This is a genomic window from Zooshikella ganghwensis, assembly GCF_018263875.1.
Classification (GTDB): Bacteria; Pseudomonadota; Gammaproteobacteria; order Pseudomonadales; family Zooshikellaceae; genus Zooshikella; species Zooshikella ganghwensis.
The window spans coordinates 1-22619 of sequence record NZ_JAEVHG010000013.1; the positions used below are offsets into that span (position 1 = coordinate 1).

Consider the following 22619-nt stretch of genomic DNA (forward strand, 5'->3'; position numbering starts at 1 on the left):
AGTACGGTAATGGTGCGACAACGCTACGGGTGTTTGATGCCAAAACCGGACGTTTGCAAGACAGTGGCGCGTATATCAGCAGTACCACGCAAATTGAAGACCTGCACTTTGCCTACGACGCGTTAGGCAATCTCACTCAGCGGGAAGATAAACGACAGAAGATCCACGAGACGTTTGCTTATGATCAACTGAACCGTTTAACCGAAGTCACCGCCAAACTCAGTAGCAATACCTTAACCACCAGTGTGCAGTACGATGCGTTGGGCAATATTACCCATAAATCCGATGTCGGTGATTACCAGTACGCAGACAAGTGTGGCAGCCAACAAGCCGGTCCCCATGCCCTCACCAAAACCACGGGCAGCCAAAACGCTACTTACTGCTATGATGCCAACGGCAACATGACCAGTGGTAATGGTCGTACCGTGCGCTATACCGCCTTTGATAAGCCCGATCAGATCATTCGCGGAGATCATCAAATCGACTTGGTATACGGACCGGATCAAAAACGGGTACGCCGGATCGACCAAGGCCCTACCGGGTCCACCACCACAACCTACTACCAATCTGGTATTTATGAAAAGGTGGTCAGTGATACCGGCAAAATACAGCACAAGCATTACATTGCTGACGTTGCCATTATCACTAAAACCGAAAATACGGGTAGCGAAGATGGCACAAAAACCAATTACTTCCACCGAGATCACTTAAGCTCAATCACCGCCATTACCGATCAAAATGGCCAAGTAGTCGAGCGCTTCAGTTATGATCCCTGGGGTAAGCGCCGTCAGACCGACTGGCAAGCCGCGATTGATTTTACACAAATCACCAGCACCATTACCAAACGTGGCTTTACCGACCACGAGCACCTAGATGGTGTGGGCTTAATCCACATGAATGGCCGCGTTTATGATCCGAATGTGGGACGGTTTTTAAGTGCTGATCCAGTTATTCAATTTGAAAGCAATCTACAAAGCTATAACCGTTATAGCTATGGCTTCAATAATCCACTGAATGGAACTGATCCAACTGGATTTACTTGGGAAGAGTTTACGAATTGGTTATTTGGTAGCGATGACAACGCTGGAGGGGAAACTTGCAGTATATTTGATGGGTACAATTACAACCAAGGAGTTACTCCATCAACTAATGCAAGAAGCAGCTCTTTAAGTGACTTTGATAATGGATTCAGTCGCTACTCATCCCAAAGTAACAGCTCAAGTAGCATTATAAGTGAAGCATTTGGACACCAAGACTATTCAGCATTTAGTCCCTTTGCTCAATTTCCAAGTGCTTATGATTATGTCCAGTACTCAAAGCCGAAAGGACCCACAGTTGAGTCTATAAAGGGCAATGCACAACTGGGCTTTTTACAAAGCTTAGTTAGCGAAGCTCAGATCATTGACTTTCAAGAAATTACTTCAATTAAGAGCTTACAAAAAGGTATACAAACCAAGGCTAATGTAGAGGCAGCTAAGCGTGACTATAAGTATACTATGCTTACTCTTTCTGTTGTTGGTATGGTATCAAAACCTGTTGCAAAATTAGGAAAAAAAGGCATAGCAAAAACGTGGGAGTTATTTGGTCGACAAACAAAGTCTGAATTTACTAGCAAGCAAATAAAACGAATTAAAAAAAGCATAATAAAGAATGGCTATGACGAGTCAGAACCAATAGAAATTGCAATTGTTAATGGTAGAAAAATAATTATCGATGGACACCATAGAGCTAGAGCTGCAGGGGGAGCGAAGGTAGGTGATGTACCTGTAATGATACGGGAGGTAGATGCTGAAACAGCAATACGATTGGAGCAAGAGGCTGCTGAAGCAGCTCATTCCTTAGGTTTATCTCACAGGTGGTGATTAAATGAACAAACTAGTCAATCAAATTAAGATATTTATCAGCCTACAAAGGGAACTATGGGATAAACTTACCCAAGAAGTTGACTTTGATTTTGATCCATTCTTGTTAAATGCTCCGAAACAAGGATCAGTAACTCTCAATAATAAATGGAAGTATAGTAAACATGGCTTAGGTTTTCGCTTTACAGAAGAAATTACTGGGACTGTAATTGACTTTCATACAGTTAAAGCTGGAGCAGATTGCTTTGATGAATGGGGATTAGAAACATACTTTAACTCTTTAGGAGTTAAAGGGAGAAAATTACTTCAAGATAACTATGTAAATAATAAAGTACTTGATATAAAGCTTAAACATCAATTAGATCTTCTTGTGCAAGAGGGAATTCTAGAAAAAAATGAAAAATTTTATAAATTAGTTTAATACATTTGACATACTCCCCCACTAGAGCAACGACAGTCGTTTAATAGGAGAGTATGTCACCATGAACGATAACATAATAGTTGAATAAATGGCTGAATTAAATTCGTGCGGTTGAAGGCGTGGATGTTGTTGCTGATGCAACAAAACTTCCTTTTAAATCTAGAACTTTCAGCGAAGTACATTCGATAAATCCTTATGGATTTAATCCAGTTTCAGCAGAGACTGCTAGAGTTATGCAACCTGGTGGTTTATTGCATGTCACAGGTAACTCGACAAGAAACCGATTTGCTCGCTCCAGTGTAGACGAGGCTAGAGCAGCTGGTTTTGAAATTGTGAACACCGGACCAGTTTCTGCTACACATAGCTTTGGTGTTCAGCGGTCTACATCCGGAAAAGTTTTAGACACCTCTTACTCAACTACAACAATCTACAGAAAGATACAATGAGGAAGTAATAATGAACATGTCGGATGTGATGGCTTATTTATTGAGTAGGCTGGTAACTGGTTTACCAGTCAGTGAGCTTGCGAATGTGTTTGATTGCTTAATTTGGTGTATGGATGATAATGGAGCGGATATTGAGGCTGTTCGACAAGAATGGCTTTTATCTGATGATAAGAGAAAAGTAGAAGTTGCGTTAAGTATGTCAGAGACATACCCGTACGATTCAAGACAAGAGCTTATTGACGGCTTAAAATTAATTAAAAATAAATGGCCCGATTTAGAGCCTAAATGTAATGAAATATTGGGACGTTGGGATAAACAATTCCCTAATAATTAGTTGCTGCAAAGAATACAGGAGCAGATGACACAAGCCTTCCATCAACAGAATAGCAGTGTGATTCATATTGATTCCAATACAATATCTTCAGGAATTAACAGGAGCCAGTTTAATACTTGGAAGAGTAATTACTGGATGGATAGAGCCACAAACTTTTAGGTAGGTTGATATGGGCGAAATTTCTATGGAGGCAATTAGAGGGTTGCTACGACGTAACTGCTACATGGAATGATAAGATCGATCCAAACTTTACTTATCCAATGGATAAAGCCGCCGCAGGAGTTCTGAAGATATTCTATTCTCCGAAGAATTACAATATTCATATAAGTTGGCCAGTACAAAGATCGTTTGGAGGTGAATAAGTTATGCTATGTATAAAAAAGCTTGCTCGAGTCGTTTGTGGTTTATTTGTTATTTTGTCTATGAGTGGCTGCGTTGAAAGACTGCAAACTGGTCAGCCTGTTACTTCTCTCGGTGAGTTCGAGTTTGAGAGTGGTTTAACGTTATCTGTTGTCGATAACGAAGGAATTATTGATTATTCGTTGATAGATGAAAGTGGAAATCGCGTAATTAAGTCCAATCAAAGAGCCAGTATTTTTCAGCGTTGGATGATTGTTTGGGATGGAGATATTCTTTGGTTTTCAAGTGGAGATATAGGGAGTGTTGCTTGGGTTAAGGTTGATGGAAGCTTTACTTCCAAGGACATAAATAAGATCGGAGACTTGAAGGGGAATATGCCTAGAGAAATCATGGAGTTTATTAAAAGGTAATCTATCGTCCCCTAAACTAGCCCAGTTCGCTGGGCTTATTGCTGTTTGGCCGAAGCAATTTTGAATGGATTTTTGTTCAGTTAATCGCCGCCAGCGTTCTATGATCTTCCCCCCTCATTCAAGGGATTTATCTAGCCAGGGTGGTTGACCAGTACAAACTTCTCAGGCCTACCCGCCAACCTATATTTATTTTCATTAAGGCTCGCTTTTGTGGGCCTTTTTATTTCTCCGAGTAAATTTTAAAATGATAAGATCGATCCAAACTTTACTTATCCAATGGATAAAGCCGCCGCAGGAGTTCTGAAGATATCCTATTCTCCGAAGAGTTACGATATCCATATAAATTGGCCAGTACAAAGGTAAGCGCCAAAGCAACTACACCCTGCCATCAATCAAGGTAAGCAAAACTATCATCTGTTCTTTGATAAGACGAGACTAATCAATATATACTATCAAACTGATTAAGTGTGCAGACTCTCCACATAAAAATTAGTTTGATAAGACATTCTTAGTTGAAAACAATTTATTTGCTTTCGCTCTATTATCTTTATCTTTCAACGTATTAAACTGACGTTTTTTCAACTTCATACACGGTTTTTCAACTAAAAACCAAGACAGCACACCCAGTAAAAGGACAACTGTTAGCACTAAATATAGATATGAACTCGTGTGCAAATAACCAAAGTACATTAATACATTGATAACAGGTATATGGTAAATATAAATACCATATGAGAAATCATTTCCTTTTAATAAATAATTGCTTGTTTGTGTAAATGAGTAAGCAAAGGAGAAGATTGTGGTCGCTAACAGTAAAAATGCTATTGGATTAATACCATTTCCCTTATCCCAACCAAAAACATCAACGGTGACATATGATACTAGACAGTATAATGGGAGCAAGTAAAAAAATTTTCCCGACAGCATACTGTAAAAATATTCAAAATTCTTTTGAAAAAATACACCAACTAAAAACATCCATATCCAAGGTATAAAAGATACGACTAGGATTTTAAAAATAACATTATTCGCATACATTGCTTCTAGCTGATACTTAGCAATATGAAAAAACAAAAAGAAAACAATCAATACAGCTAGCTTCCAGTTTTGGTTAGTTTTTTTCGCTAATCCAAATAACCAATACAATACTGGCAAAACTAAATAGAACTGAATCTCTACCGTTATAGTCCAAAGACTTCCATTCAATACACCGGTACCAAAGTCTCGCATAAATGCAGGGTTATAGAACTGTAGAATACTAATTTGTCCTACTATCCAAATAATAAATTTATCAACATTGAAAGATCTATTATCAAAGTAACCTGTTACAAACACACTCACTAAAGCAATTACGGTACACACTATTAAAGCAGGATATAGTCTGAGGACTCTATTCCTTGTATAATCCCCTATATGAGAATTATTCTCATACGACTTACTAATGAGGAATCCACTAATAAAAAAGAAAATGGGAACGCCCGGAAAATACTCCAATAATGTTAAAAAAACCGAATCAGCATAGTTTATTTTTAAATGCGTAATGGTATGACTAATAGCTACCTGTAGAGCAGCTAATAAACGAATCACATCAAAATTGTTTGATTTAAAGGTATTATTCATGTATGACTTAACTACTGTGGACTACTACTTAACGTCTCAGCGCTACATATACACCCCATTTTGAACTAAGGCTCTAACTTAGTCCAGTTTTTCAAGGAAAACACCTTACCAAGGAAGCTTTATTTTTACTACACTATTGACTCAAGTTAAGCGCCTTCAAATGAGAAAAAGCATATATGATGTGTAAGCTTAACTATTATACTGATTAATAAGCATGATTATAGTTATAAAAGACTCTGTAATTAGTTTTAATGTCTTTAATCAAAGAATGTAATAGCCTTCTAAAGATAATTCTTTACAACATACCTTGTAAACACTTGTTCTGCCGATGTGTGTTTCCGGCTTGCGTTAGCAAGTCAGACTTATTCGTAGGCCCTGCTGGAGTATGATCATGGGTTGATAGCCCCAAAAACGCTTGCTCCACCACCGCCATAAACTCAGACAACAGCTGCAGTACATTATCGCTTTCATTTCCTAGCCAGACTTTGCCCCCGTCTTTGACTTGGGTGATTTGCTTAAGCTTAGCCAGGCTATGTTTAATACCATTAATGTGCTCCTGCATATCCTTACCCACCACGGTATGACTGTCATTACCAGTCGCCACTTTTAAATTATCAATGGCGGCCAACTCTGCCGTTCCCCCTGAATGCAGTTTTAATGCACCCATCGCCTCCAGCGTTTTGCTACCACCTATGGTTTCGGTGCTATGTTCGGCTATTGTTGTCTGTTGGCTTTGAGTGTGGGTTTCCTGGTGAATGGTTTCCAGCTGATAGTGCTGGCATTCATCCTTGATACTGGTATCCGTTAATCGTTCCCAAGCGCCGCTCTGGTCACAGCGTTGGTAGCTTATCGGATGTTGCTGCCAACGCTGTTCTCTTTGTTCCAGGCCAGGCAACGATAAACCATGAGGTAACACATGTTGTATAAACGGCTTATTGGGTAAGCCATAAGCAAAGCCCACCACAACCTGGGTACCCACTTCCGGTAACCCATAAAAACCCTGCTCTTGTCCTGCACTGGCCATCGGTACCATTAAGCTGTGTAAGATAGGCAGTTTCTTATCGGGTTTGCCCTGGGCGTCTAACACTTCCACATCCACCGCATAATGGGGCCTAAAGTCATCACAGAGGTCACCTTGTTTTGGTGTATCACTAATGGCTACAACTCGACCATAACGGGGTAAATGATAGTTGCCCGCTAATTCTGGAAATAAACTCAGCACAATACGTTTAATGGCGTCTACCATGTCACCACCATTTGGTTATTTTGCCATTGTGTTTTTTGAATACGACGACCATCGACTAACTTAACGCCAGGCCTAATATGCGGAATCGCGGCGATTTGCGCACTGTTATGCGACTGGTGATTAATTAAAAACTGATCGGGGATGGTCACGGGTTTATTGGCCCAGTAGCTGTGCTGCCAGCTGCCGACATATATTTGGCCATCGCCCTGTTGTTGCCAGCAATAATCCTCAATCGCAAACGCCTCCGCGAGGGAAGCCATGGCAAACAGCCCATTATTAAGGCTGTAAAAATAAGAAATTTTGGTGTTGGTGTAGGGTTGTTCTGGCGTAATAAAGGTCAGGCCAGTGTGTTTGGCGATCTGATTTAAGACGTCATTTAAATGTACATGCCGTAAATTCATCGGTAATGGATAATGCAAAATACCGGTTAATTCCCGGCAAAATAATTGCTGCTGGTGTTGGTCGACGGTAGTGATTTTTTCGATATAGCCTAAAAAGATTTGCTGTAAATTGTCACCATAACCAATGGCCATTTTTATGACTGATTTTGGTGTTAATGGTGTGTTAGGCCGAACCACGAACGTCGCTCGTCCTGGAGCATTCATCGCCAGCCGGATATCATGCCGTACCAGCGGTAGAGTCTGCTGGTTGATTGTCAGCACGCTGTTCAGTTTCACTGGGTCCTATCGCCTCATCGATTTCTTTTAAATACTGTTCAAACGACGTTAATTCCGGTTCGTTATTTGCGTTAGTACTGTCTTGTTGTGGTCCATCGGGTGGAATACTGTTTCCCTCGGCCTGCTGTTTTTTAGGGTCTTTTTTCGGTTGACGTTGTTCGACTTTTTCAGGGACAGAGCGGTATTCGGATAAGGTAAATTGCACCTGCCATAAGCGTTTATCTGATGCCTCACGTACACTAAAATTGTCGTTAAACTGCACCTGCCGAATATTCATCGCTTTAGCGGTCGGATCCACCAAGGTGTATACCGTTTGCTTACCTTGTTCATTGACGCTTTCCGCCAGCTCAATTAAGCGAGTTAAATGCTCGGGGCTGTTTTGGTTGATCTGCAGGGAAACGGTTAAGGTTTTTGGCTTAAAACCTTTATGCGCCCGATCGGTGGCACTGCTGGCACCGCTCAGCTCTTCATTACTGATGCGTAAATTACCCACCACTTTTAAGCTGCAGCCTTGTACCTGGTATTGCCCAATCATCATAAGCTCAACACCTCTTTTAAAAAGGCTAAGGCTGCCATGCTGCCCGTCAGTAATAAGCCCACCGTTAACACCTGGTCATGTCCAGGTGCACTTAATTGACTGAGTTGCTGGCTAATATTGCCCGTCAGGTATTGACCCACCACTTGTTGTAAGGCGTGTGTGGTGTGTTGCCAGTCCTGATTCATTTGAGCTAAGTGTTGCTGTTTTTTCGCCAGCAATGCGGTCAGCAATCCTTTGGGCGATGCATGATGACTGATGGCTTCAATGGCGGCTTGTGCGGCACCTAATTGGGTTAAATGATGTTTGGCAGTTGGCCATTGCGCTAATTTTAACGGCCGCCAATATGGCATTTGTGGCGCTTCGGGGACCTCCCATTTGTTGGTTTCTAAGCTAATCAGTGCTTTTACCCGACGCGTAATTTGCGGTAATTCGGGGATCGGCATTAATGCAGTAAAGGCGGTTAACGTCTGATAAAACGAGGTTATGTGCGGTGCCGTCAGTAATACCACTATCGCCGCCTGACTGTGTTGGGGTTGCTGTTGGTCGCGTTGATCCTGGTATTTTTTTGTCAGGGCTTTTAAGGCATTCGGTGCCGATAAATAACGATGGTGCCCTTCGCCCTCTCCCACCGTATGCTGATATGGATGCACCACACAACAATGGATACTTTGCTGTAATTGTTTTTGTAATTCACGGCGTAAATCGGGACCCGTGGACGCAATCGAAGCAGGTAAAAATCCGCTGTCATCTAGCGCATTAATTTGGGTTGCTAATGTCGTTAACTGCGTAGTCGCCTGTTTAATGAGCGTAGCCTGTTGTGCTTGCAGCTGACCGAGTGTCGAGGGTGTTTTAATCTGGACGGTTTTCATCCTCATTCCCTTCAGGCTTGGACGGAAATGGATAACGGGCTTTAATCTCAGCCACTTTCATTAACCAACGTTCTCGACGTTGACTGACCTCAGGGCGATTAAATTCCCGGTCATAGTCGTATTCATTTTTAAGGGGATCCGCTTCGATCATAAAGGCTTGCTTACGCTGTGCTTTGATGTGCTCACGTTGCGCAAAATAATGCTCCATTGGATTTTTGACGCACCAATGCCCCTCTTTATGCAACAATGCTTCATCAAATTGACAATGAAGTGGCTGCCAAGACAGCTCGTGCTGAATAATATGTTTGATGCCCTGCTGATCGATATAAAAGGCTGCATAGTCATGGGCGTTAACAATCGCCTCACCATTCCAGCGCAATGCATGAAGGGGTAGTTGGCCCAGTTTTTCTGGAATAGGATGCCCTTCAACATCACCACAGACTTTTCCGATAACAAGGTCATACGACACTAACGCTTTAAATGAATCAGGCATAAAAACGAATCCTTGTATTAATTTTTGAGTTTGGTAGCGAAGCATGTTCACCTAACTTAAATGCAAGCGAGGTAATCATGGTTTGTGCTTGATAACGGGTAGGATCGTAGCCGATGGCGCTATTATCGTTATCGATATAACGTCCCGCATAAATAGGGGCAATACTTAAATCAGTTTTCACATAGGCATCGGGATCATACACCGCTTCAATCAGAGGGTTTGGGGTGCGCGACCAATTCAATTTAACTGGGTAAACACCGGCAATGGCTTGGTCTAATAACTGAATAGCCACCAGTTGACTGGCATTTTTTAACGGCGTGATCGTCCCCTGGTCAACCCGGGCTAACAACATATCATCATAGGTTGTATCAAAGCGTTTATCGGTTTCAGCCCATTGCTCTGGATTGTAAGTACTATCCTGCAGTGCTTTTAATTCAAAACCGTTTTGCACACTCCAGCGAAGGTGATAAGTTCTATCGGGTAAATAACGAAAGGTGCGTTGTGCAAGACTGTAGTCACGGGTATTGATCCTAAGCCAACCACGAATAATAAAATGCTGCGCGTCATTAATGGTAAACGTACCATTCGCATGATGATGGATACTCAGGGTATTCGTTTCAGTTGTTATTTCAGGGTAAATCGGTAAACGAAACGCCTGATCCTTGGTTAAATACTGAGGATGAGGATTATCATGGTTCAAATGCGCCGTTAAATTATCCGTGACCCGTCGGCGATCAATCACATCCCCCTGAGCCGTAATATCCGCTAATTTGGCGACCCAATGGCGACGTTGAACGCGGTCGGTATAATCCGTTAATTCAGTATTCAGCTGAAACGCAACTTCGTTTTCTAAATCACTGGTAACACTGCCCTGCCGACACACATCCAGCCAAATCGCCGTGGGTTTGGTGTTCACTTTAATCAGGTGCGTTTCTGTGGTGACTCGCACCCCACCCACATAACCAACACCCGGTGTAATTTGATAATGGCTATCATGGCGAATGACTTTAAAACCTTCTGCAAAAAAAACAGCGTGGCCATATAAATCGAGATTCGCTAAACGCTGGCGTTCATCAATGCCGTTTAACCGTGCACTAAAATCAATTTGCCAAGTATCCGCACTGACCTCAATTTGGGTAATATCCTGAGCCCCACTGAACGCCAACATAAAATTACGGGTTAAACTATTCCCCGCCTGGGCTCCATGGGTTTTCTTTTTCCATTGGCGAGGTACATAACTGACCGCCACTAAGGTGTTATCCTCAGCGACCAGGCCTAACCAATTAAATTCAAAATCACCCACCGAGGTATCCATCACCAACGAATACACCACGGCATTGGGATTAATAAAGCCGGCCTGCGTGACGGGAGCTTGGTATTGAATGAATTCAGCGGTGGGTAAAGGTTCATGGCGGTTTTCCGGTTCTGTTTCATTTAAATCCGGCACATGCGCTAAGACAAAGTACTTAATGATCAACGGGCGTTGCATGCCTTGTTTTTCAGCAATTAAACGCTCACCGGCATGGGTAATGATTGGCATTTATTCCCTTCCCTTATAACTGAGCACACAACACCTGTTGTGCGTGATCGATGGTGCTGCTTTGGCTATATAAATATGCGGTCGTATCCAGCTGGGCGACGGCTGTCACCTGTTCATGAAAAAAAGTATTGGTCCCTATAAATAACGTCATCGGCGTGATGGTGCTAAACACATAACGCCGACAGGTACGGCCATACATCTGTAAAATAATGTCGAGTAATTCAGGATTTTGCGCGAGCTGACTATCGGATAATTTTAAGGTGATAATGTCCCAGTCCAGACCTGGGGTACGCTCATCCACTTCACAGTAGCCCACCCCTAACCGTTCTAAAATACGTTTAATACCCGCCGTGGAGCCGGCATCGACATTATTGATAAAGGCATAGGCCACCCGCTTGCGAAATAAACTCAGGGGCTCACCGTTAAAACGGCTAATATCCCGTTGCCAGGCCAATAGATTTAAAATACCTTCCGAACAGGTGACAGGATCCAACTGCGACAATGGCCAACGCAACCAACCTGCCACGTCGGTATAAAACGTCTCACAACTGTTTTTTAATTTGGTTAACTCCGGGCCACTGAGCCAAAATGGTAGCGTTAATTTAATCATGACAAACCACCGATAAGGATTGAATCGTCGGTAGCCATAACTCGCTGACAATATCGGTATTATTAAATTGCAGGGAATCAATGCCCGGAAATTGTCGGTGTAATTCCTCGGTTAATTTCGAAAAACTAAAACGACTGCGGGGATTCACCTGAGTGGGTTGATAATTATCGGTGCTATTTTCCCGAAAAGCGGTGCGAATAAAATGCGTGATATTTTGCGCGAGCTGTTGTTTTTGATCGGCGCTTAAAAAGGCGTTGGGCCATACCTCAACCTCAATATCAAAAGCTTTTTCCGGTAAAGCAAATACCTGTAAATCATCGCCATGACCATGGTTACCTTCCGCCTGAATAAAATGATTAATTTTTTCCAGGTATTCAACGGCCGGTGCATCGGCGGCAAATAAAATATAGGCATTGGCGGTGCCTGGTCCACGAGGCGCATGGTGTTCAAAATAAATATGGCGGCTATCGATCCCGGCAAACTGGGCAATTAAACTGCGATAGACACTGTCGGTATGCCACTGATTCACCGCGCCAAACTGATTGCGGGCCCGCCAGCGTAACGCCTCGTCGCTTTCTTCATCGGCGCCGGGCGAAGTAAGCCAGTCTTCCGCATTGGTGACCTGGGTAATCCCGTTAATAGGCTCCGGTAAAATCGCATAATAACCCGGTGCCAGGTTATAGGCTTTACCGGGTTGGCTGGCTTTGACGGGTGTTGTCGTGATTAATTCACCCGCCTTAAATACGGCTTCGGCCGTGGTCCGTACTTCATACACCTGGCCATTAATGGCGACGGATTGAATCGCCGTATTTTCAGGGATGGTGATCGCCAATTCAGCGGCGGCTCGTTGGAAGGTAATCACCCCTTCTGCCGTGGTCGCGGGTTTACGCTCCAGATGCACCGCCCACGCCAAAATATCTACGTAACGCCCTTTGGCATATTTTAAAAAGGCGTTGGGCAACACCTGGTCGATCAGTAGCTCAATTAACCACAACACTGGTCGGGTGACCAGTGCTGTGATAATGCGCCAAAACGGTGAATAACGGCTGTCATTACTGAGCTGACTACCCTGCTCGATGGCCAGTTGTTTAAACCGGCTTTTTAACTGCGCCTCCTCGGTGGGAATGTCGGCCTGTGCGACCAGGCTTTTAAACAGGGAGCGCATCGGTGACCTCAACCGGACCATAATCAAAGGTATCCGCCGTTAAAAAATAGCGGCCGGGACTGGATTCATGAAAAACTATGGTACCCGGAATTAAACGCTCATCGTCTTCGACTAATAACGTCAGTTCTTGAATTAACCGCTGACGTTGTTCAGGGTGACGTTCGCCAATCATTGTCACGAGTAAACCACTTTCACGAATGGCATGTTTAATATCCTGGGCTATGCTGGCACGGTCGCTAATAAGTTGCGGCTCACTGGCAATATTTAAGACAAGGTCATTATTTTCAATCAATAAATCGATAAATTGCGGCATTAGGGGGCTTCCATTTCCATTTGGTTGACTAAAAACTGGCTATCAACCGTTTGTGTATAAATATGGTTGGTTTGGTAGGTTTGTTGAGCATGTTGCTGCTGGTTGTTATTGATGGTGTTGGCTAAGCCCCCCGCAGGCACTTTCGACACCAAAGGTTTTTTTAATTGCGCAATATTCGGCTTTAAGGCCTCCTTATCAATTTCAATATGAATACCAGGGATCCTATTTATTTTTTCGATCACCCAATCGACAATACTGCCTAAAAATTCAAAGACACCAATATCGGCAAAGTTTTTTTTCAGGTCTTGCCACCACTGGCCCAGTAATTGAAAACCTTTTCCTAATAACATAATGCCTGGCGATAACAGCGAAAAGATTTTCATAATGATTTCAAAGGCACCGACATCGGCTAAATAGCCTTTAAATTGTTCCCACAAAAGGCCGACGCTATTAAAGCCCAGGGCCACATAATCAATGGCGGTTTTTAACCAGCCAAAAACCTGGGTTACCCACTGCAACACGCCAATACTGTCCAAGGCAGCGATTAACCAATGCCAGCCTTGCACTAACCAACCAATGGCATCGGTGGCCCAACTCACCACCGAATGAAACCACTCCAGGGGGAGTCCCAGCAGCGTTTGACCGAGTGCAGCACCATGGTTTTTTAGGTAGGCCCAACACACTCCGAGTAATTCGAACGCTTTAGTAATCAACCCAATACCCGGTGAAAGTAATGAAAAAATATCCAAAATAAACTGGAAAGCACCTACGTCGGATAAATACGTGGTTAATTGGTGCCAGCCTTGTACCAACCACTCAATGGCATCCGTCACCCAACCCACTAAGGTGTTAATCCAGCCTATGGATAACAAGGCGGCTTTGCAGGTTTCCCAATGTGTTATTAATTGATAAACGCCATAGGCTACCAGGGCAACAGCGCCAATAATTAATCCGACCGGACTTAATAAAAACGAAAAAGAAAATGCCAGCGCTTTACCCGCAAAACCGACACCGATAAAAGCCCACTTTAATAATGAAAGAGAACCCGTCAAAATGGGGACTAATAATTTTAAACCAGTGAGTGAGCCATAAACTAAACCACTCATTAAGGTCAGGGCTGACATGCTCGCCACTAACGTCATCACCACTAAAAAGCCATAACCTACCCAACGGGTTAGATTAGGAAATAACTGGGTCCACCGCTGTAAGGTTTGGCCTGCCTCGGTAAATCCATCAATGATCGGATTTAAGACCGGTAATAACGTTGCACCAAAGCCAATACGCACCGCGGTGATGGCTGCGCCAAAACGTTCCCAGGCATCGACTTGGGCCAATGCCATTTCTTCCGCTTTATCTAAACCCGAAATATCGCCCAGTTGATGAATCTTGCTTTGTAAACCATCGACATTTTTCATCAATAATTTAATTAAACTGACCGCCTCATCCGAACCAAAGGCTGTTTTTAACGCATCGGATTCCGCCACCTCCAAAGTCTTACCGAATTTCCCTTTTATTTTTTCGAGAATAGCCACCATCGGCAGTAAACGATCATGACTATCGGTAAATGACAAACCCAATGTGTCTTGTGCTTTGCCGACACCGGCTAAAAAGGCTTTGTACTTGTTCCCGGCTTCCGTACCCCGCATGGTGGCCTGCAGTTCGCCTAAAATACCGATTTGCTCATGCATCGCGATACCGGCGGCGGTGGCGTTAGCGCCTAATGAGGTAAAGGCCTGAGACATTTCACTACCGGTGGTTTTGAACATCTGTACGGCACTGGCCGTCTGTCCCGCCACCATGTTCACCCAATTGGCCTTGCCCATTACTTCGGCTTGCTGACTGAAAATACCGTACATGGTGCCCATGTAATTGGTAATGGTGGCGGTATCCGCTTTGGTGGCGGCCGCCAGTACGCCACTGGCTTTGGTAAACTGGGATAGCTCTTGACCACTTAAACCACTGATCGCTGATTGAATATCGTAGCTGGCACGGACAAACTCTGTCGCGGATTTGCCATATTCCACCGAAAAATCCAGGGCAGTATTACGCAGTTGTAAGAGATCATTTTCCAGCACACCCAGTGACCGTACTTCACCGATGGCCCGATCCATTTCAACGGCAGGCATTAAGGCGGCTTGTACCGTATACCCAGCACTCATGACCCCGGCCAGGCCAACACCGACATTGGCGAAGGCCTGGCTAGTACCTTGGGTTAAACGATCGATTTTATTTTGTAAGCCGGTAATCGGCCCGGTTAACCTATCCGATAGCGAAATAATAAAATCGAGTTGACTGGTGGCGGTTTGGGCCATACATCCTTACCCTTTAAATGCTTTGGCAATGCCATTGGCCACAGCGATTTGCATTTTTTCCCAATAATCGTGCTCAAAAAAACAGGCCGCGCCCATGGTTTCGGCCGTCACTGGCTCATGAGGAAAGTGTTTTTTAGCGAGCCAGTGCAATTGTAATAGGTGATTATTCGTTATTGCTTCACTGAAGTCGGTACAGGCTTTACCACGATATTTAATTCCGGCACGTAGGCTTCCATTAATGCGGTCGCAATTTGTACACCCGCAGCGGGTTGTTTTAATAACGCTTTTAACGCGTCTTTATCTTTGTCTACTACCGTTTGCATACAAAAATTATGTGCTGAAGCAATTTTATTTTTTTGATTAACCGCATTGACGAAATGATTGTGTTTATCCAGTGTCACAGTAAAACTTAACTCTTGGTCGTTTATGGATAACGTAAATGTTTGTTCACTCATCGTGGGGGTTCCCTTGGTTTAATAAAATAATAAAATCCAGACGTTTATTAATGTCATCAAAACGCTGGGTGATCGTTTCGAATTTACTGTCTATTTTCGTTTCTAAGCTTTTAATCGTGGTTTTCTTCGCAAAGTTTTCGTTAATCCACGCCTTCAGAATGAGAAATTCACGCTGATTACTGCTCATTTGGCTGTAGATATACACATTCCAGGCAATTAAATGGGTCACAAACAAACCCACAAACGACATAAATAATTTATGGCGTAATTCAGGATGCTTTTCGAGCATGACGCGTGACCTGCATAATTAAGGGCATGACATTTTTAATGGCCCGCTCGCCAAATAAAAAACCAAGCACTAACATATTAATCAATGTCAAAGCAGTTTCTTGTTGGTCGGTCAGTTGCCAGGTAGCAAACCAACACCAATCCAGGTACAAGGTGGCAAAACCCCAGACCGGACGTTGCGCACCACGCAAAAACAACAACAGCCGACCGATGACGGGTAAAGCTAAGAGATCCTGGGCGGTGCCTTCCAGCTGGCTAATACGCTGTGTGAGTAAGGCTTCTGCTTGGTTAATTAAGTGTTGTTGCTGTTGGGCGTACTTCAGCTCAAGTTGCCGGCACTCCAACGCAAATTGCTGTTTCTGTTCCGGTGAAACATCGGGCGGAAAATATTTAACCGCGGTATCCACCACCTTATCCACTAAACCACCACCGATTAAATTTGTTAGTTTTGCGGCGAGTCCTTGCAGCATGTTAATAACTCCACATCCAGGGCCGAGGTCGGGTGGCGGTTTTGGGGGCCATATCTAAATGAATAAAACGGCTGCCGCCTTTTTGCTTAATGCCAATGCCGGTAAAGCCTAGATCCAAGGCGTGCTTTAACACGGTCACGGCCTGTTCACCGCGACAGGCAATGTCAACGGCACAGCCCAGGCTATGGGCACCGGGTGTGGTTTTCTTTTTTTCTTCGGGGTGATTGGCACAGCGGTAACCACTGGTAACCGGTAACGGAAAACCACACAATATCCGCAGTTCAATCAGTCGTGACATAAAGTCAGGCTGCATCTGTTGTTGACCACAACCACAACGACAGGTTAATTCACGGTCAGAAAAAAATGAGTAGGCCATGATTACACCAGATTCTCGGTTTCTTCAGGGCGTAAATACGACACGCCATTGATTTTAATAAAATCCGGACTGGTGACGGCAAAGGGTAATTTAATGACGGATTTTTCACCGCCTTTACTGTCGATATCCAGCAAATTGGTGACTTTAATAAGGCAACCAAACGCTTCTACCCGTAATTCTTCGTCACCGGTTTTGGCAAAATACACCATGTCAAAGGGTTCCAGTCCTCGAAAACTCCCTGCTTGTTTCGCGGCATCCAAAACCAGCTGGAAATTCTGGGCATCCACTTCAAGCTCGCCAGAGGCTTCCACATCACCGTCGACGTAACCATTGGGCACGCCGTGGTTATAAACGGGTGAACGGTTATCGGTGATATCCAGTGAGGCTTTTTCGACATGCAGCATCACATCACCGAGGGTAATATCAAAACTTTTTCCCGAAATACGCATTATTTGTCCTCTTTATTGGATAAATCCAAGGCAATATTCACGGTGATGGATTTAGGGGCGTTATAGGGTTTGAGGCTTAAATATATTTCAACGTCGGTTTTACTTTTCCAAATAATTTCAATATCACTGTCCGTGGGCTGGTGAATTTCATTCGGAAAAATTCGCCCCATAAAGCGCACCGATTTACTCATTTGCCGCAACGGCGTCATAAAATAATTTTTATTACAGGCAATTGATAAATCGGTATTATTGAGTGAGCGATCGGCTATTTTACTGATCGCTAACAGCCGTATTTGGCGAGCGGCTTTATCAACGATGCGTAAATGCTCTATGACCTGATAATCACCGCCTGGTTGCTCTAACAGGCTGGCATCACCCCAATAGGTTCCCGGATAATCGGGATAGGTTTGTGGCACTGAGAGCCGTATTTTATCCAGCTCAGTGATCATGACACTGGGCAGCGCCATGCCCTCCTTATCTTTCGGGACAGGGCCTAACCCCACCAATGGACCTGTAGCGACCCGCATCGGACTGTCAGCAATGCTCACGCTGCTATTGCACAGCCGACCGGCTAACACACCGACATTATTGCCATGTAATTGAGGGACGACACACACCCGAGGGGCCGCCACGGAAATCACTAGGGCTTTTTGGCTGGCCAGGTACTGGGACCAGGTTTGTTCTGACGTGATACCTGGTGTCGTCGCCATAAAGATCATACGGCGACCATGTTCATTAATGGCGGATAATGACGCCGCATACATCGCTTGCAAATCCGTTTGATTGGCAACGGGTGTGGTAATCACCACCGCTTCTGGAGACACTTTTTGTTCCATCGCCAGCTCAAAGGCGTCTTGCCAGGTACCCCCTTCCGCTAAGGGTACCGCATACGCCGACCAGTGTTGTCCGCCATTAGCTTTGGCGGCAATTAATTGGCTTTTTAAATCAGAATCCGCTTCACCCAATAACGTATCCAGCTCGGTTTGGCTATTAATACTCAATACATCACCATGACGCTGTGGCGCTGGCCCGATAAATAAAAAGGTCCGCTCAATGGCTGTAATCGGGCCTTGAAAAAGATTTAAGTTATTGACCGTGACCTTGCCCAGTGCCATGTCATCACCTCATTGCCTGTAGGAATTCACGCAATTGCGCGTCCAGTATTTGATTAATGTCGTCATTCGTCGCCCCTAAAAAAGGCCGTGCGGCCAGGGGAATACGCCAGCGGGATTGCTGGGGTTTATCGGTTAATTCCCGCAAAATCGCGCCCGCCATACCAAAGGTTAAATGCTCGGTGATCCACGCCAGGCTAGGCCGTTTATGGCCTTTGCCGCGTTTACGTTTGATGGTAAAACCGGCTCGGATTAACGCCCGTGCGATGTTTTTGGGGCAGGGTTCGTCATACGTCGCCCGTGTTATTTTCGGTAAGTCACGGCTACTCATGGTCTGGCTTAAGCCTTCCTGTTGCCGCTTGGCAATAGCCCCCGTTACCGGATTACGCCAACCGATCACCGCCTGGTTTGCGTTGGCCTGTACGCCCATAGTGCGGGATAATCCGCGCAGCATTTTTTTACGTTTACGTCGATTTTTACGGGCGGCCATGTTTTGGCCCGAGAGTGTTTTTTGCTGACGAATACGCTGGCGGCTGTGTTTACGCACGGCTTTACCAGCATTGAGTAAGGCTTTGCGTTTATCACTGGGCGACAGTTGCAGTACGGCAAATTGCTCACGGACCGATAAACCATTGTGGCGGATATTGATGGGATTAGCGGGTGCTGGCATCGGTCACCTCACCGCGTTCAGCAATCCATAAATCATAATCCCCGGTATCCCAGCGTTTTCCTGCGTAATGAATCGGACCCTGTTCTTTCTCCACTAAACACACCGACTCACAAAAAGGAATCATCAGGCGTACATCCACTAACCCCTCTTCTGTCAGCTCATACTCAAACTCGGGTTTATCAACATCCTGCTGATTACGTTCCTGGTCATTCTCGGCCAGCCAGCCGCTGACAATGGCGACTAATGCCGTATAACTGGCTTTCACCAGGTTTAATTCAAACACGGCATCATAGCTGACCTGGGCCATTTCCAAACCCTGCTCGCCAGGCTTGGTAAGAATGTCCAGCTGATTATTTTCTGGATAGGCTTCCAGTTTTTCTGGAGTGACCAGTTTTAAATCCAGTAAATACTCTTTAAAGGCCGTGAGTTTTTTCATAATAATTCAGCGCTAATAAATAACTCGCTTTGCAATTGGCACAGCGCACGTTGTGACGCCGCCAACCAAAAGCCGTAAGTGTCGTCATTGGTTTTAGCGACATGCTCAGCTTTATCACTGGTCAAAATCGTTTGGTATTGCTTCAGCACATTGGCTTTGGTTAGGCTCATCACCGCCCGCTGATATAAAAAACAGTCACGATGTTCGCCATTCACGGTGCTGCTGGGACGCTCAGCTAAGGACGGATAGCCTTTGCTAATGACTTGGGTTTTAAAGGTTTCCAGCTGTCCATTAATAGTGATCACTGCCTGAATCAGCTCGCTTTCAATTAAATCTTCTGTGTACTCATGCAGCCGATACAACTGCTGAAAGTCACCTACGGACACCGTTGGAAAAAAGCCATCACTGACAATGTCAGCGGTCGCTGGTTGATATAAACTGTCGTGAATGCTCATACAAAGCCTTTTAAAACGACCAGGGCACAGCACCGATTAAAAAAATAAACGCGCGCGTCTTTTTTTAAGAGTGCGGCCCGGTCGGGTGCGGGGAGCTTTATTTAATTAATTTATTTCGTAATTTTTCGAGCTTAGTTTTAACCTGCACTTTTTCCCAGGTTTCATGGGCTTTTTCGTAAAACACTAACGCGTCGTCTAATTGGTTATCCGCTTCAAATTTCGAGGCTGCAATTTTATAAAAGCGCGCTTTCACTTCCTTAATGACATCCCAGGTGCCGTTCAGTAAATACTCCAGCACCCAGTCAAAAATAGTTTCCGCGTCCTCGATACGATGATCTAAGGCTTTTAACACTTCATCACAGACAAAGGTGGCCATCTCCCGACGCCGAAACGTCTCAGGCATTGGCTGTTGTTGTTGAATTGCAATGGTCGCCAGTTCGAGGGCGTCGAATAGCTGATTGGTATCAAACAGCCAAATCACCACATACACCAACACCTCATTTGGGTGTTCCCAACCGGACGCTAAATACCGTTGAATATAATCCTGATACTTAGGAATCAGTTGTCGTTTATAGTCGGCTTTGGCTTGATAACCTTGTAGTTTTTTAAGCTCGCCCAAATCCACCCGTAAACCACGCAGTTGCAATTGACAGAGCTGTTTAGCATTCGCCAGTGTGGCAAGCGCGGTTTCAGGGCTATACGGCACTCGTTCAGCCATCTGGATGGCATCCGCTTGTCGTTGCTTTTGCCGCATTGCTAAGCTCAACATGGTTACGATTCACCTTTAAACTTCAGTTTATCCGGTTCAACAAACGCTACTTTTTGATATTGCTCGACGACATAGCCCTCGTTCCGTGAATTATAATCTTCCACCTGATCGCGACGGGGATTATCCATCACCTGTTTACGCCAGGAGCTGCTTTGAAAATACAACGATAAATTATTAAAACTGGTGACCATCGCCAACCGAGGTGGCATGCCCGGAAATGAAAAAGAAGGCAATCCGCCAAAGGTTTTGATCACTTGCTGATTTTCCACTTTTTCTTTTTCAGAGGGGGTTTCACCCTGGGCGTGATACAACCGTAAGTGATAATGTGCCAATAAATCACTGCCCACTAAAAACACTAAATCAGGATCCGCTTTAAAGGGTTCACCGATCATGTATTTTAAATCCGTGGCCAATTCGTCCAGGTTGGCATAATCATCCCCCAAAATAATCGGGTTACCTTGATCGTCCTTATTAAGGATTTGATCGGGGGCTTTTTCTCTGATGATCTGCAACCAGCCTTTATTCACATCCTGTAACTGCGGGTTCGCCGCTAAATCCGTTTGCGTCGCCACACTGGTGCCATACCAACCCACCATAATCCGATCCACACCCATACGATGCTGCACCGCTCGGCTATAGCGTGACGCAAAATCTTTAAACTTGGCCCACACATCCATTTGCTCGTAGCTGATACAGACATCAGATTCAGTCTTATAGAGCTGGTAACCGTCATTATCCAAATCCACCAGGTTACGAGGGACACGGTCTTGTTTTTTGGTATTGGTGCGCCCTGTCACTGCACTGGCCACCCCTAAAAAGACTTTTTCACCCTGCAGCTCATTGACAGGTAGCACATTGATTTTTTGCAGCATGGGATTGGTGGCGACAATCGCATCATTGAGTTTTTGTTCAATGGACGGTGCAACATTAAATTTATGCGCCACATTACGTACATTATACGTACGCGCCATATTACGCTTTAAAGTGTTAAATTGCTGAATCGTTTCTGGACGCATTACAGCACCTCGTCGTGTTCTTCGGCAGGGCCTTCATTCTCAGGGATGTACGTGCCTTCCATGCTGAACTGCTTCACCACATTTTCCAGCTGGGTGAGAGACTGCTTAAGGCTGTTAAACTCCTCAGTAGAAACGCTGGATGCCTCTACGGTTGCGGTGGTTTCAGTGGTTGGTGTTGCACCAGACTCAGTCTCTTTAGATGCATCAGGCGTTGTTGAATCATCACCTTTAGCCGCCACCGTGCTGAATTTCTCCACCACGGCAGCCAACTGGGTGATGGCTTCTGCGTTTTTATTCTGACTTTCCAGCAATTGAGTAAACTGTTTATCGTCCATTGGGTTGCCTTGTTCTGGCGCGGATTTATCGCGGCTAAACATACGACTAAACCAGTGTTTTTCTGGGTTAGCGATGTCATCGTAAGTAAATTGCAAAGGTTGACTGAAATAGCTGTCAGGGTCTTGTCGGCGATGATTAAAATGTAACTGCGAAGTGCCCACACTGGCCGGCTGATCGGTAATGGCCAAACCAAATAAATAGGCTTTGCCGGTGTTACGAAAATCCGGCAGAATTTCCCCGGAGAAAAATAATTGCTGCTGTTGTTCATTTAACGCATACAAGCGTTGATTGGGCTTTATTTTAGCAAACAAACATTGTCGGTCTTTTGGATCCACTTCGGTTTTGAGTTCCACAACCTGACCGAAGTTGCCATAAAAGCGAAAATGCTCATACCAAATCATCGCGGTATATTCATCAGGGTTATAGGACTCGGCCATTTCCTTCACCGCTTGTGGCGCAATCTCGCGACCATCCACGGTCGGGCCACTTTTCATGATACAAAGCCAGTCAGTTGTCGCCATTACCTTTTCCAAGCCCTTGGGTTATTTCAGTTTATTCACGGTGGTTAAGG

General features: G+C 44.5%; 30 protein-coding genes. 6 read left to right on the forward strand and 24 right to left on the reverse strand.

Annotated features, from left to right (window positions below; all coding sequences use genetic code 11):
* The 6 genes from KHS79_RS16805 to KHS79_RS16830 all read left to right on the forward strand — a co-directional run.
* Positions 1-1862, forward strand: a 1862-nt coding sequence (locus KHS79_RS16805; RefSeq protein WP_212720472.1) for an RHS repeat-associated core domain-containing protein, incomplete at its 5' end; no start/stop codon positions are given.
* A gap of 4 nt (positions 1863-1866) precedes the next feature.
* The gene (locus KHS79_RS16810) at positions 1867-2283 is read left to right on the forward strand and encodes a DUF6896 domain-containing protein (protein ID WP_212720473.1); all 417 of its coding nucleotides are present in this window, start codon (positions 1867-1869) and stop codon (positions 2281-2283) included.
* Between the two features lie 119 nt (positions 2284-2402).
* On the forward strand, positions 2403-2729 hold the full coding sequence (locus KHS79_RS16815; protein ID WP_212720474.1) for a class I SAM-dependent methyltransferase: 327 nt from the start codon (positions 2403-2405) through the stop codon (positions 2727-2729).
* Between the two features lie 10 nt (positions 2730-2739).
* Positions 2740-3063 carry a hypothetical protein gene (locus KHS79_RS16820; RefSeq protein WP_212720475.1) on the forward strand — a complete coding sequence of 108 codons (324 nt, stop codon included), beginning with the start codon at positions 2740-2742 and terminating at the stop codon, positions 3061-3063.
* Positions 3064-3087: 24 nt separating this feature from the next.
* Entirely contained in the window at positions 3088-3222 is a 135-nt protein-coding gene (locus KHS79_RS26385; protein ID WP_212720476.1) for an HNH/ENDO VII family nuclease, read from the forward strand.
* Positions 3223-3428: 206 nt separating this feature from the next.
* Positions 3429-3833: a hypothetical protein gene (locus KHS79_RS16830; RefSeq protein ID WP_027710524.1), complete on the forward strand. Its 405-nt coding sequence runs from the start codon at positions 3429-3431 to the stop codon at positions 3831-3833.
* Between the two features lie 489 nt (positions 3834-4322).
* Here KHS79_RS16830 and KHS79_RS16835 read toward each other — a convergent pair whose 3' ends face one another.
* The 24 genes from KHS79_RS16835 to KHS79_RS16945 form a co-directional block, all read right to left on the reverse strand.
* A complete protein-coding gene (locus tag KHS79_RS16835) occupies positions 4323-5453 on the reverse strand; it encodes an acyltransferase family protein (protein ID WP_027710521.1) in 1131 nt (376 codons plus the stop codon).
* A 295-nt stretch (positions 5454-5748) separates the two neighbouring features.
* Entirely contained in the window at positions 5749-6699 is a 951-nt protein-coding gene (locus tag KHS79_RS16840) for a phage baseplate assembly protein V (RefSeq protein WP_212720477.1), read from the reverse strand.
* Positions 6693-7376 carry a hypothetical protein gene (locus tag KHS79_RS16845; RefSeq protein WP_212720478.1) on the reverse strand — a complete coding sequence of 228 codons (684 nt, stop codon included), beginning with the start codon at positions 7374-7376 and terminating at the stop codon, positions 6693-6695. The genes KHS79_RS16840 and KHS79_RS16845 overlap by 7 nt, the downstream gene beginning before the upstream one ends.
* Positions 7318-7914: a baseplate complex protein gene (locus KHS79_RS16850; RefSeq protein ID WP_212720479.1), complete on the reverse strand. Its 597-nt coding sequence runs from the start codon at positions 7912-7914 to the stop codon at positions 7318-7320. The genes KHS79_RS16845 and KHS79_RS16850 overlap by 59 nt, the downstream gene beginning before the upstream one ends.
* Positions 7911-8783 (reverse strand): hypothetical protein, encoded by an 873-nt coding sequence (locus KHS79_RS16855; protein WP_212720480.1) that lies wholly within the window; start codon positions 8781-8783, stop codon positions 7911-7913. The genes KHS79_RS16850 and KHS79_RS16855 overlap by 4 nt, the downstream gene beginning before the upstream one ends.
* A complete protein-coding gene (locus KHS79_RS16860; protein ID WP_212720481.1) occupies positions 8764-9276 on the reverse strand; it encodes a hypothetical protein in 513 nt (170 codons plus the stop codon). The genes KHS79_RS16855 and KHS79_RS16860 overlap by 20 nt, the downstream gene beginning before the upstream one ends.
* On the reverse strand, positions 9269-10816 hold the full coding sequence (locus KHS79_RS16865; RefSeq protein ID WP_212720483.1) for a phage tail protein: 1548 nt from the start codon (positions 10814-10816) through the stop codon (positions 9269-9271). The genes KHS79_RS16860 and KHS79_RS16865 overlap by 8 nt, the downstream gene beginning before the upstream one ends.
* Positions 10817-10829: 13 nt before the next feature.
* Positions 10830-11426 carry a phage tail protein gene (locus KHS79_RS16870; protein ID WP_212720485.1) on the reverse strand — a complete coding sequence of 199 codons (597 nt, stop codon included), beginning with the start codon at positions 11424-11426 and terminating at the stop codon, positions 10830-10832.
* Positions 11419-12591: a baseplate J/gp47 family protein gene (locus tag KHS79_RS16875; protein ID WP_212720487.1), complete on the reverse strand. Its 1173-nt coding sequence runs from the start codon at positions 12589-12591 to the stop codon at positions 11419-11421. Before KHS79_RS16875 ends, KHS79_RS16870 begins: the two co-directional genes overlap by 8 nt.
* Positions 12575-12904 carry a DUF2590 family protein gene (locus tag KHS79_RS16880; protein WP_212720489.1) on the reverse strand — a complete coding sequence of 110 codons (330 nt, stop codon included), beginning with the start codon at positions 12902-12904 and terminating at the stop codon, positions 12575-12577. Before KHS79_RS16880 ends, KHS79_RS16875 begins: the two co-directional genes overlap by 17 nt.
* Positions 12904-15216, reverse strand: coding sequence for a phage tail tape measure protein (locus tag KHS79_RS16885; RefSeq protein WP_212720491.1), 2313 nt, complete (start codon positions 15214-15216; stop codon positions 12904-12906). Before KHS79_RS16885 ends, KHS79_RS16880 begins: the two co-directional genes overlap by 1 nt.
* A 6-nt stretch (positions 15217-15222) precedes the next feature.
* Positions 15223-15366 (reverse strand): DUF6890 family protein, encoded by a 144-nt coding sequence (locus KHS79_RS26390; protein ID WP_407704229.1) that lies wholly within the window; start codon positions 15364-15366, stop codon positions 15223-15225.
* A 20-nt stretch (positions 15367-15386) separates the two neighbouring features.
* Positions 15387-15671, reverse strand: coding sequence for a putative phage tail assembly chaperone (locus KHS79_RS16890; protein WP_212720493.1), 285 nt, complete (start codon positions 15669-15671; stop codon positions 15387-15389).
* A complete protein-coding gene (locus tag KHS79_RS16895) occupies positions 15664-15960 on the reverse strand; it encodes a hypothetical protein (protein ID WP_027710045.1) in 297 nt (98 codons plus the stop codon). The genes KHS79_RS16890 and KHS79_RS16895 overlap by 8 nt, the downstream gene beginning before the upstream one ends.
* Entirely contained in the window at positions 15941-16429 is a 489-nt protein-coding gene (locus tag KHS79_RS16900; RefSeq protein WP_212720495.1) for a hypothetical protein, read from the reverse strand. The genes KHS79_RS16895 and KHS79_RS16900 overlap by 20 nt, the downstream gene beginning before the upstream one ends.
* A gap of 1 nt (position 16430) precedes the next feature.
* The gene (locus KHS79_RS16905; protein WP_212720497.1) at positions 16431-16805 is read right to left on the reverse strand and encodes a D-Ala-D-Ala carboxypeptidase family metallohydrolase; all 375 of its coding nucleotides are present in this window, start codon (positions 16803-16805) and stop codon (positions 16431-16433) included.
* A 2-nt stretch (positions 16806-16807) separates the two neighbouring features.
* A complete protein-coding gene (locus KHS79_RS16910) occupies positions 16808-17254 on the reverse strand; it encodes a phage protein (RefSeq protein ID WP_211233705.1) in 447 nt (148 codons plus the stop codon).
* Positions 17254-18369, reverse strand: a complete 1116-nt coding sequence (locus KHS79_RS16915) for a DUF2586 domain-containing protein (protein WP_212720499.1) — start codon at positions 18367-18369, stop codon at positions 17254-17256. The genes KHS79_RS16910 and KHS79_RS16915 overlap by 1 nt, the downstream gene beginning before the upstream one ends.
* A gap of 4 nt (positions 18370-18373) precedes the next feature.
* Positions 18374-19036 (reverse strand): virion morphogenesis protein, encoded by a 663-nt coding sequence (locus tag KHS79_RS16920; protein ID WP_212720500.1) that lies wholly within the window; start codon positions 19034-19036, stop codon positions 18374-18376.
* On the reverse strand, positions 19020-19472 hold the full coding sequence (locus tag KHS79_RS16925; RefSeq protein ID WP_212720504.1) for a phage tail protein: 453 nt from the start codon (positions 19470-19472) through the stop codon (positions 19020-19022). The genes KHS79_RS16920 and KHS79_RS16925 overlap by 17 nt, the downstream gene beginning before the upstream one ends.
* Positions 19469-19927, reverse strand: a complete 459-nt coding sequence (locus tag KHS79_RS16930) for a head completion/stabilization protein (RefSeq protein WP_212720505.1) — start codon at positions 19925-19927, stop codon at positions 19469-19471. Before KHS79_RS16930 ends, KHS79_RS16925 begins: the two co-directional genes overlap by 4 nt.
* Positions 19928-20024: 97 nt before the next feature.
* Positions 20025-20696 (reverse strand): phage terminase small subunit, encoded by a 672-nt coding sequence (gpM, locus tag KHS79_RS16935; protein WP_212720506.1) that lies wholly within the window; start codon positions 20694-20696, stop codon positions 20025-20027.
* 2 nt (positions 20697-20698) lie between these two features.
* Positions 20699-21712 carry a phage major capsid protein, P2 family gene (locus KHS79_RS16940; RefSeq protein ID WP_212720508.1) on the reverse strand — a complete coding sequence of 338 codons (1014 nt, stop codon included), beginning with the start codon at positions 21710-21712 and terminating at the stop codon, positions 20699-20701.
* Positions 21712-22569: a GPO family capsid scaffolding protein gene (locus tag KHS79_RS16945; protein WP_212720509.1), complete on the reverse strand. Its 858-nt coding sequence runs from the start codon at positions 22567-22569 to the stop codon at positions 21712-21714. The genes KHS79_RS16940 and KHS79_RS16945 overlap by 1 nt, the downstream gene beginning before the upstream one ends.
* Positions 22570-22619: the final 50 nt, after the last annotated feature.

Bases quoted from the DNA above. Each gene is read 5' to 3' on its own strand.
- KHS79_RS16810 (WP_212720473.1), top strand. From the start codon at position 1,867: ATGAACAAACTAGTCAATCAAATTAAGATATTTATCAGCCTACAAAGG.
- KHS79_RS16820 (WP_212720475.1), top strand. From the start codon at position 2,740: ATGAACATGTCGGATGTGATGGCTTATTTATTGAGTAGGCTGGTAACT.
- KHS79_RS26385 (WP_212720476.1), top strand. From the start codon at position 3,088: ATGACACAAGCCTTCCATCAACAGAATAGCAGTGTGATTCATATTGAT.
- KHS79_RS16830 (WP_027710524.1), top strand. From the start codon at position 3,429: ATGCTATGTATAAAAAAGCTTGCTCGAGTCGTTTGTGGTTTATTTGTT.
- KHS79_RS16835 (WP_027710521.1), bottom strand. From the start codon at position 5,453: ATGAATAATACCTTTAAATCAAACAATTTTGATGTGATTCGTTTATTA.
- KHS79_RS16840 (WP_212720477.1), bottom strand. From the start codon at position 6,699: ATGGTAGACGCCATTAAACGTATTGTGCTGAGTTTATTTCCAGAATTA.
- KHS79_RS16850 (WP_212720479.1), bottom strand. From the start codon at position 7,914: ATGATGATTGGGCAATACCAGGTACAAGGCTGCAGCTTAAAAGTGGTG.
- KHS79_RS16855 (WP_212720480.1), bottom strand. From the start codon at position 8,783: ATGAAAACCGTCCAGATTAAAACACCCTCGACACTCGGTCAGCTGCAA.
- KHS79_RS16860 (WP_212720481.1), bottom strand. From the start codon at position 9,276: ATGCCTGATTCATTTAAAGCGTTAGTGTCGTATGACCTTGTTATCGGA.
- KHS79_RS16865 (WP_212720483.1), bottom strand. From the start codon at position 10,816: ATGCCAATCATTACCCATGCCGGTGAGCGTTTAATTGCTGAAAAACAA.
- KHS79_RS16870 (WP_212720485.1), bottom strand. From the start codon at position 11,426: ATGATTAAATTAACGCTACCATTTTGGCTCAGTGGCCCGGAGTTAACC.
- KHS79_RS16875 (WP_212720487.1), bottom strand. From the start codon at position 12,591: ATGCGCTCCCTGTTTAAAAGCCTGGTCGCACAGGCCGACATTCCCACC.
- KHS79_RS16880 (WP_212720489.1), bottom strand. From the start codon at position 12,904: ATGCCGCAATTTATCGATTTATTGATTGAAAATAATGACCTTGTCTTA.
- KHS79_RS16885 (WP_212720491.1), bottom strand. From the start codon at position 15,216: ATGGCCCAAACCGCCACCAGTCAACTCGATTTTATTATTTCGCTATCG.
- KHS79_RS16890 (WP_212720493.1), bottom strand. From the start codon at position 15,671: ATGAGTGAACAAACATTTACGTTATCCATAAACGACCAAGAGTTAAGT.
- KHS79_RS16895 (WP_027710045.1), bottom strand. From the start codon at position 15,960: ATGCTCGAAAAGCATCCTGAATTACGCCATAAATTATTTATGTCGTTT.
- KHS79_RS16900 (WP_212720495.1), bottom strand. From the start codon at position 16,429: ATGCTGCAAGGACTCGCCGCAAAACTAACAAATTTAATCGGTGGTGGT.
- KHS79_RS16905 (WP_212720497.1), bottom strand. From the start codon at position 16,805: ATGGCCTACTCATTTTTTTCTGACCGTGAATTAACCTGTCGTTGTGGT.
- KHS79_RS16910 (WP_211233705.1), bottom strand. From the start codon at position 17,254: ATGCGTATTTCGGGAAAAAGTTTTGATATTACCCTCGGTGATGTGATG.
- KHS79_RS16915 (WP_212720499.1), bottom strand. From the start codon at position 18,369: ATGGCACTGGGCAAGGTCACGGTCAATAACTTAAATCTTTTTCAAGGC.
- KHS79_RS16920 (WP_212720500.1), bottom strand. From the start codon at position 19,036: ATGCCAGCACCCGCTAATCCCATCAATATCCGCCACAATGGTTTATCG.
- KHS79_RS16925 (WP_212720504.1), bottom strand. From the start codon at position 19,472: ATGAAAAAACTCACGGCCTTTAAAGAGTATTTACTGGATTTAAAACTG.
- KHS79_RS16930 (WP_212720505.1), bottom strand. From the start codon at position 19,927: ATGAGCATTCACGACAGTTTATATCAACCAGCGACCGCTGACATTGTC.
- gpM (WP_212720506.1), bottom strand. From the start codon at position 20,696: ATGTTGAGCTTAGCAATGCGGCAAAAGCAACGACAAGCGGATGCCATC.
- KHS79_RS16940 (WP_212720508.1), bottom strand. From the start codon at position 21,712: ATGCGTCCAGAAACGATTCAGCAATTTAACACTTTAAAGCGTAATATG.
- KHS79_RS16945 (WP_212720509.1), bottom strand. From the start codon at position 22,569: ATGGCGACAACTGACTGGCTTTGTATCATGAAAAGTGGCCCGACCGTG.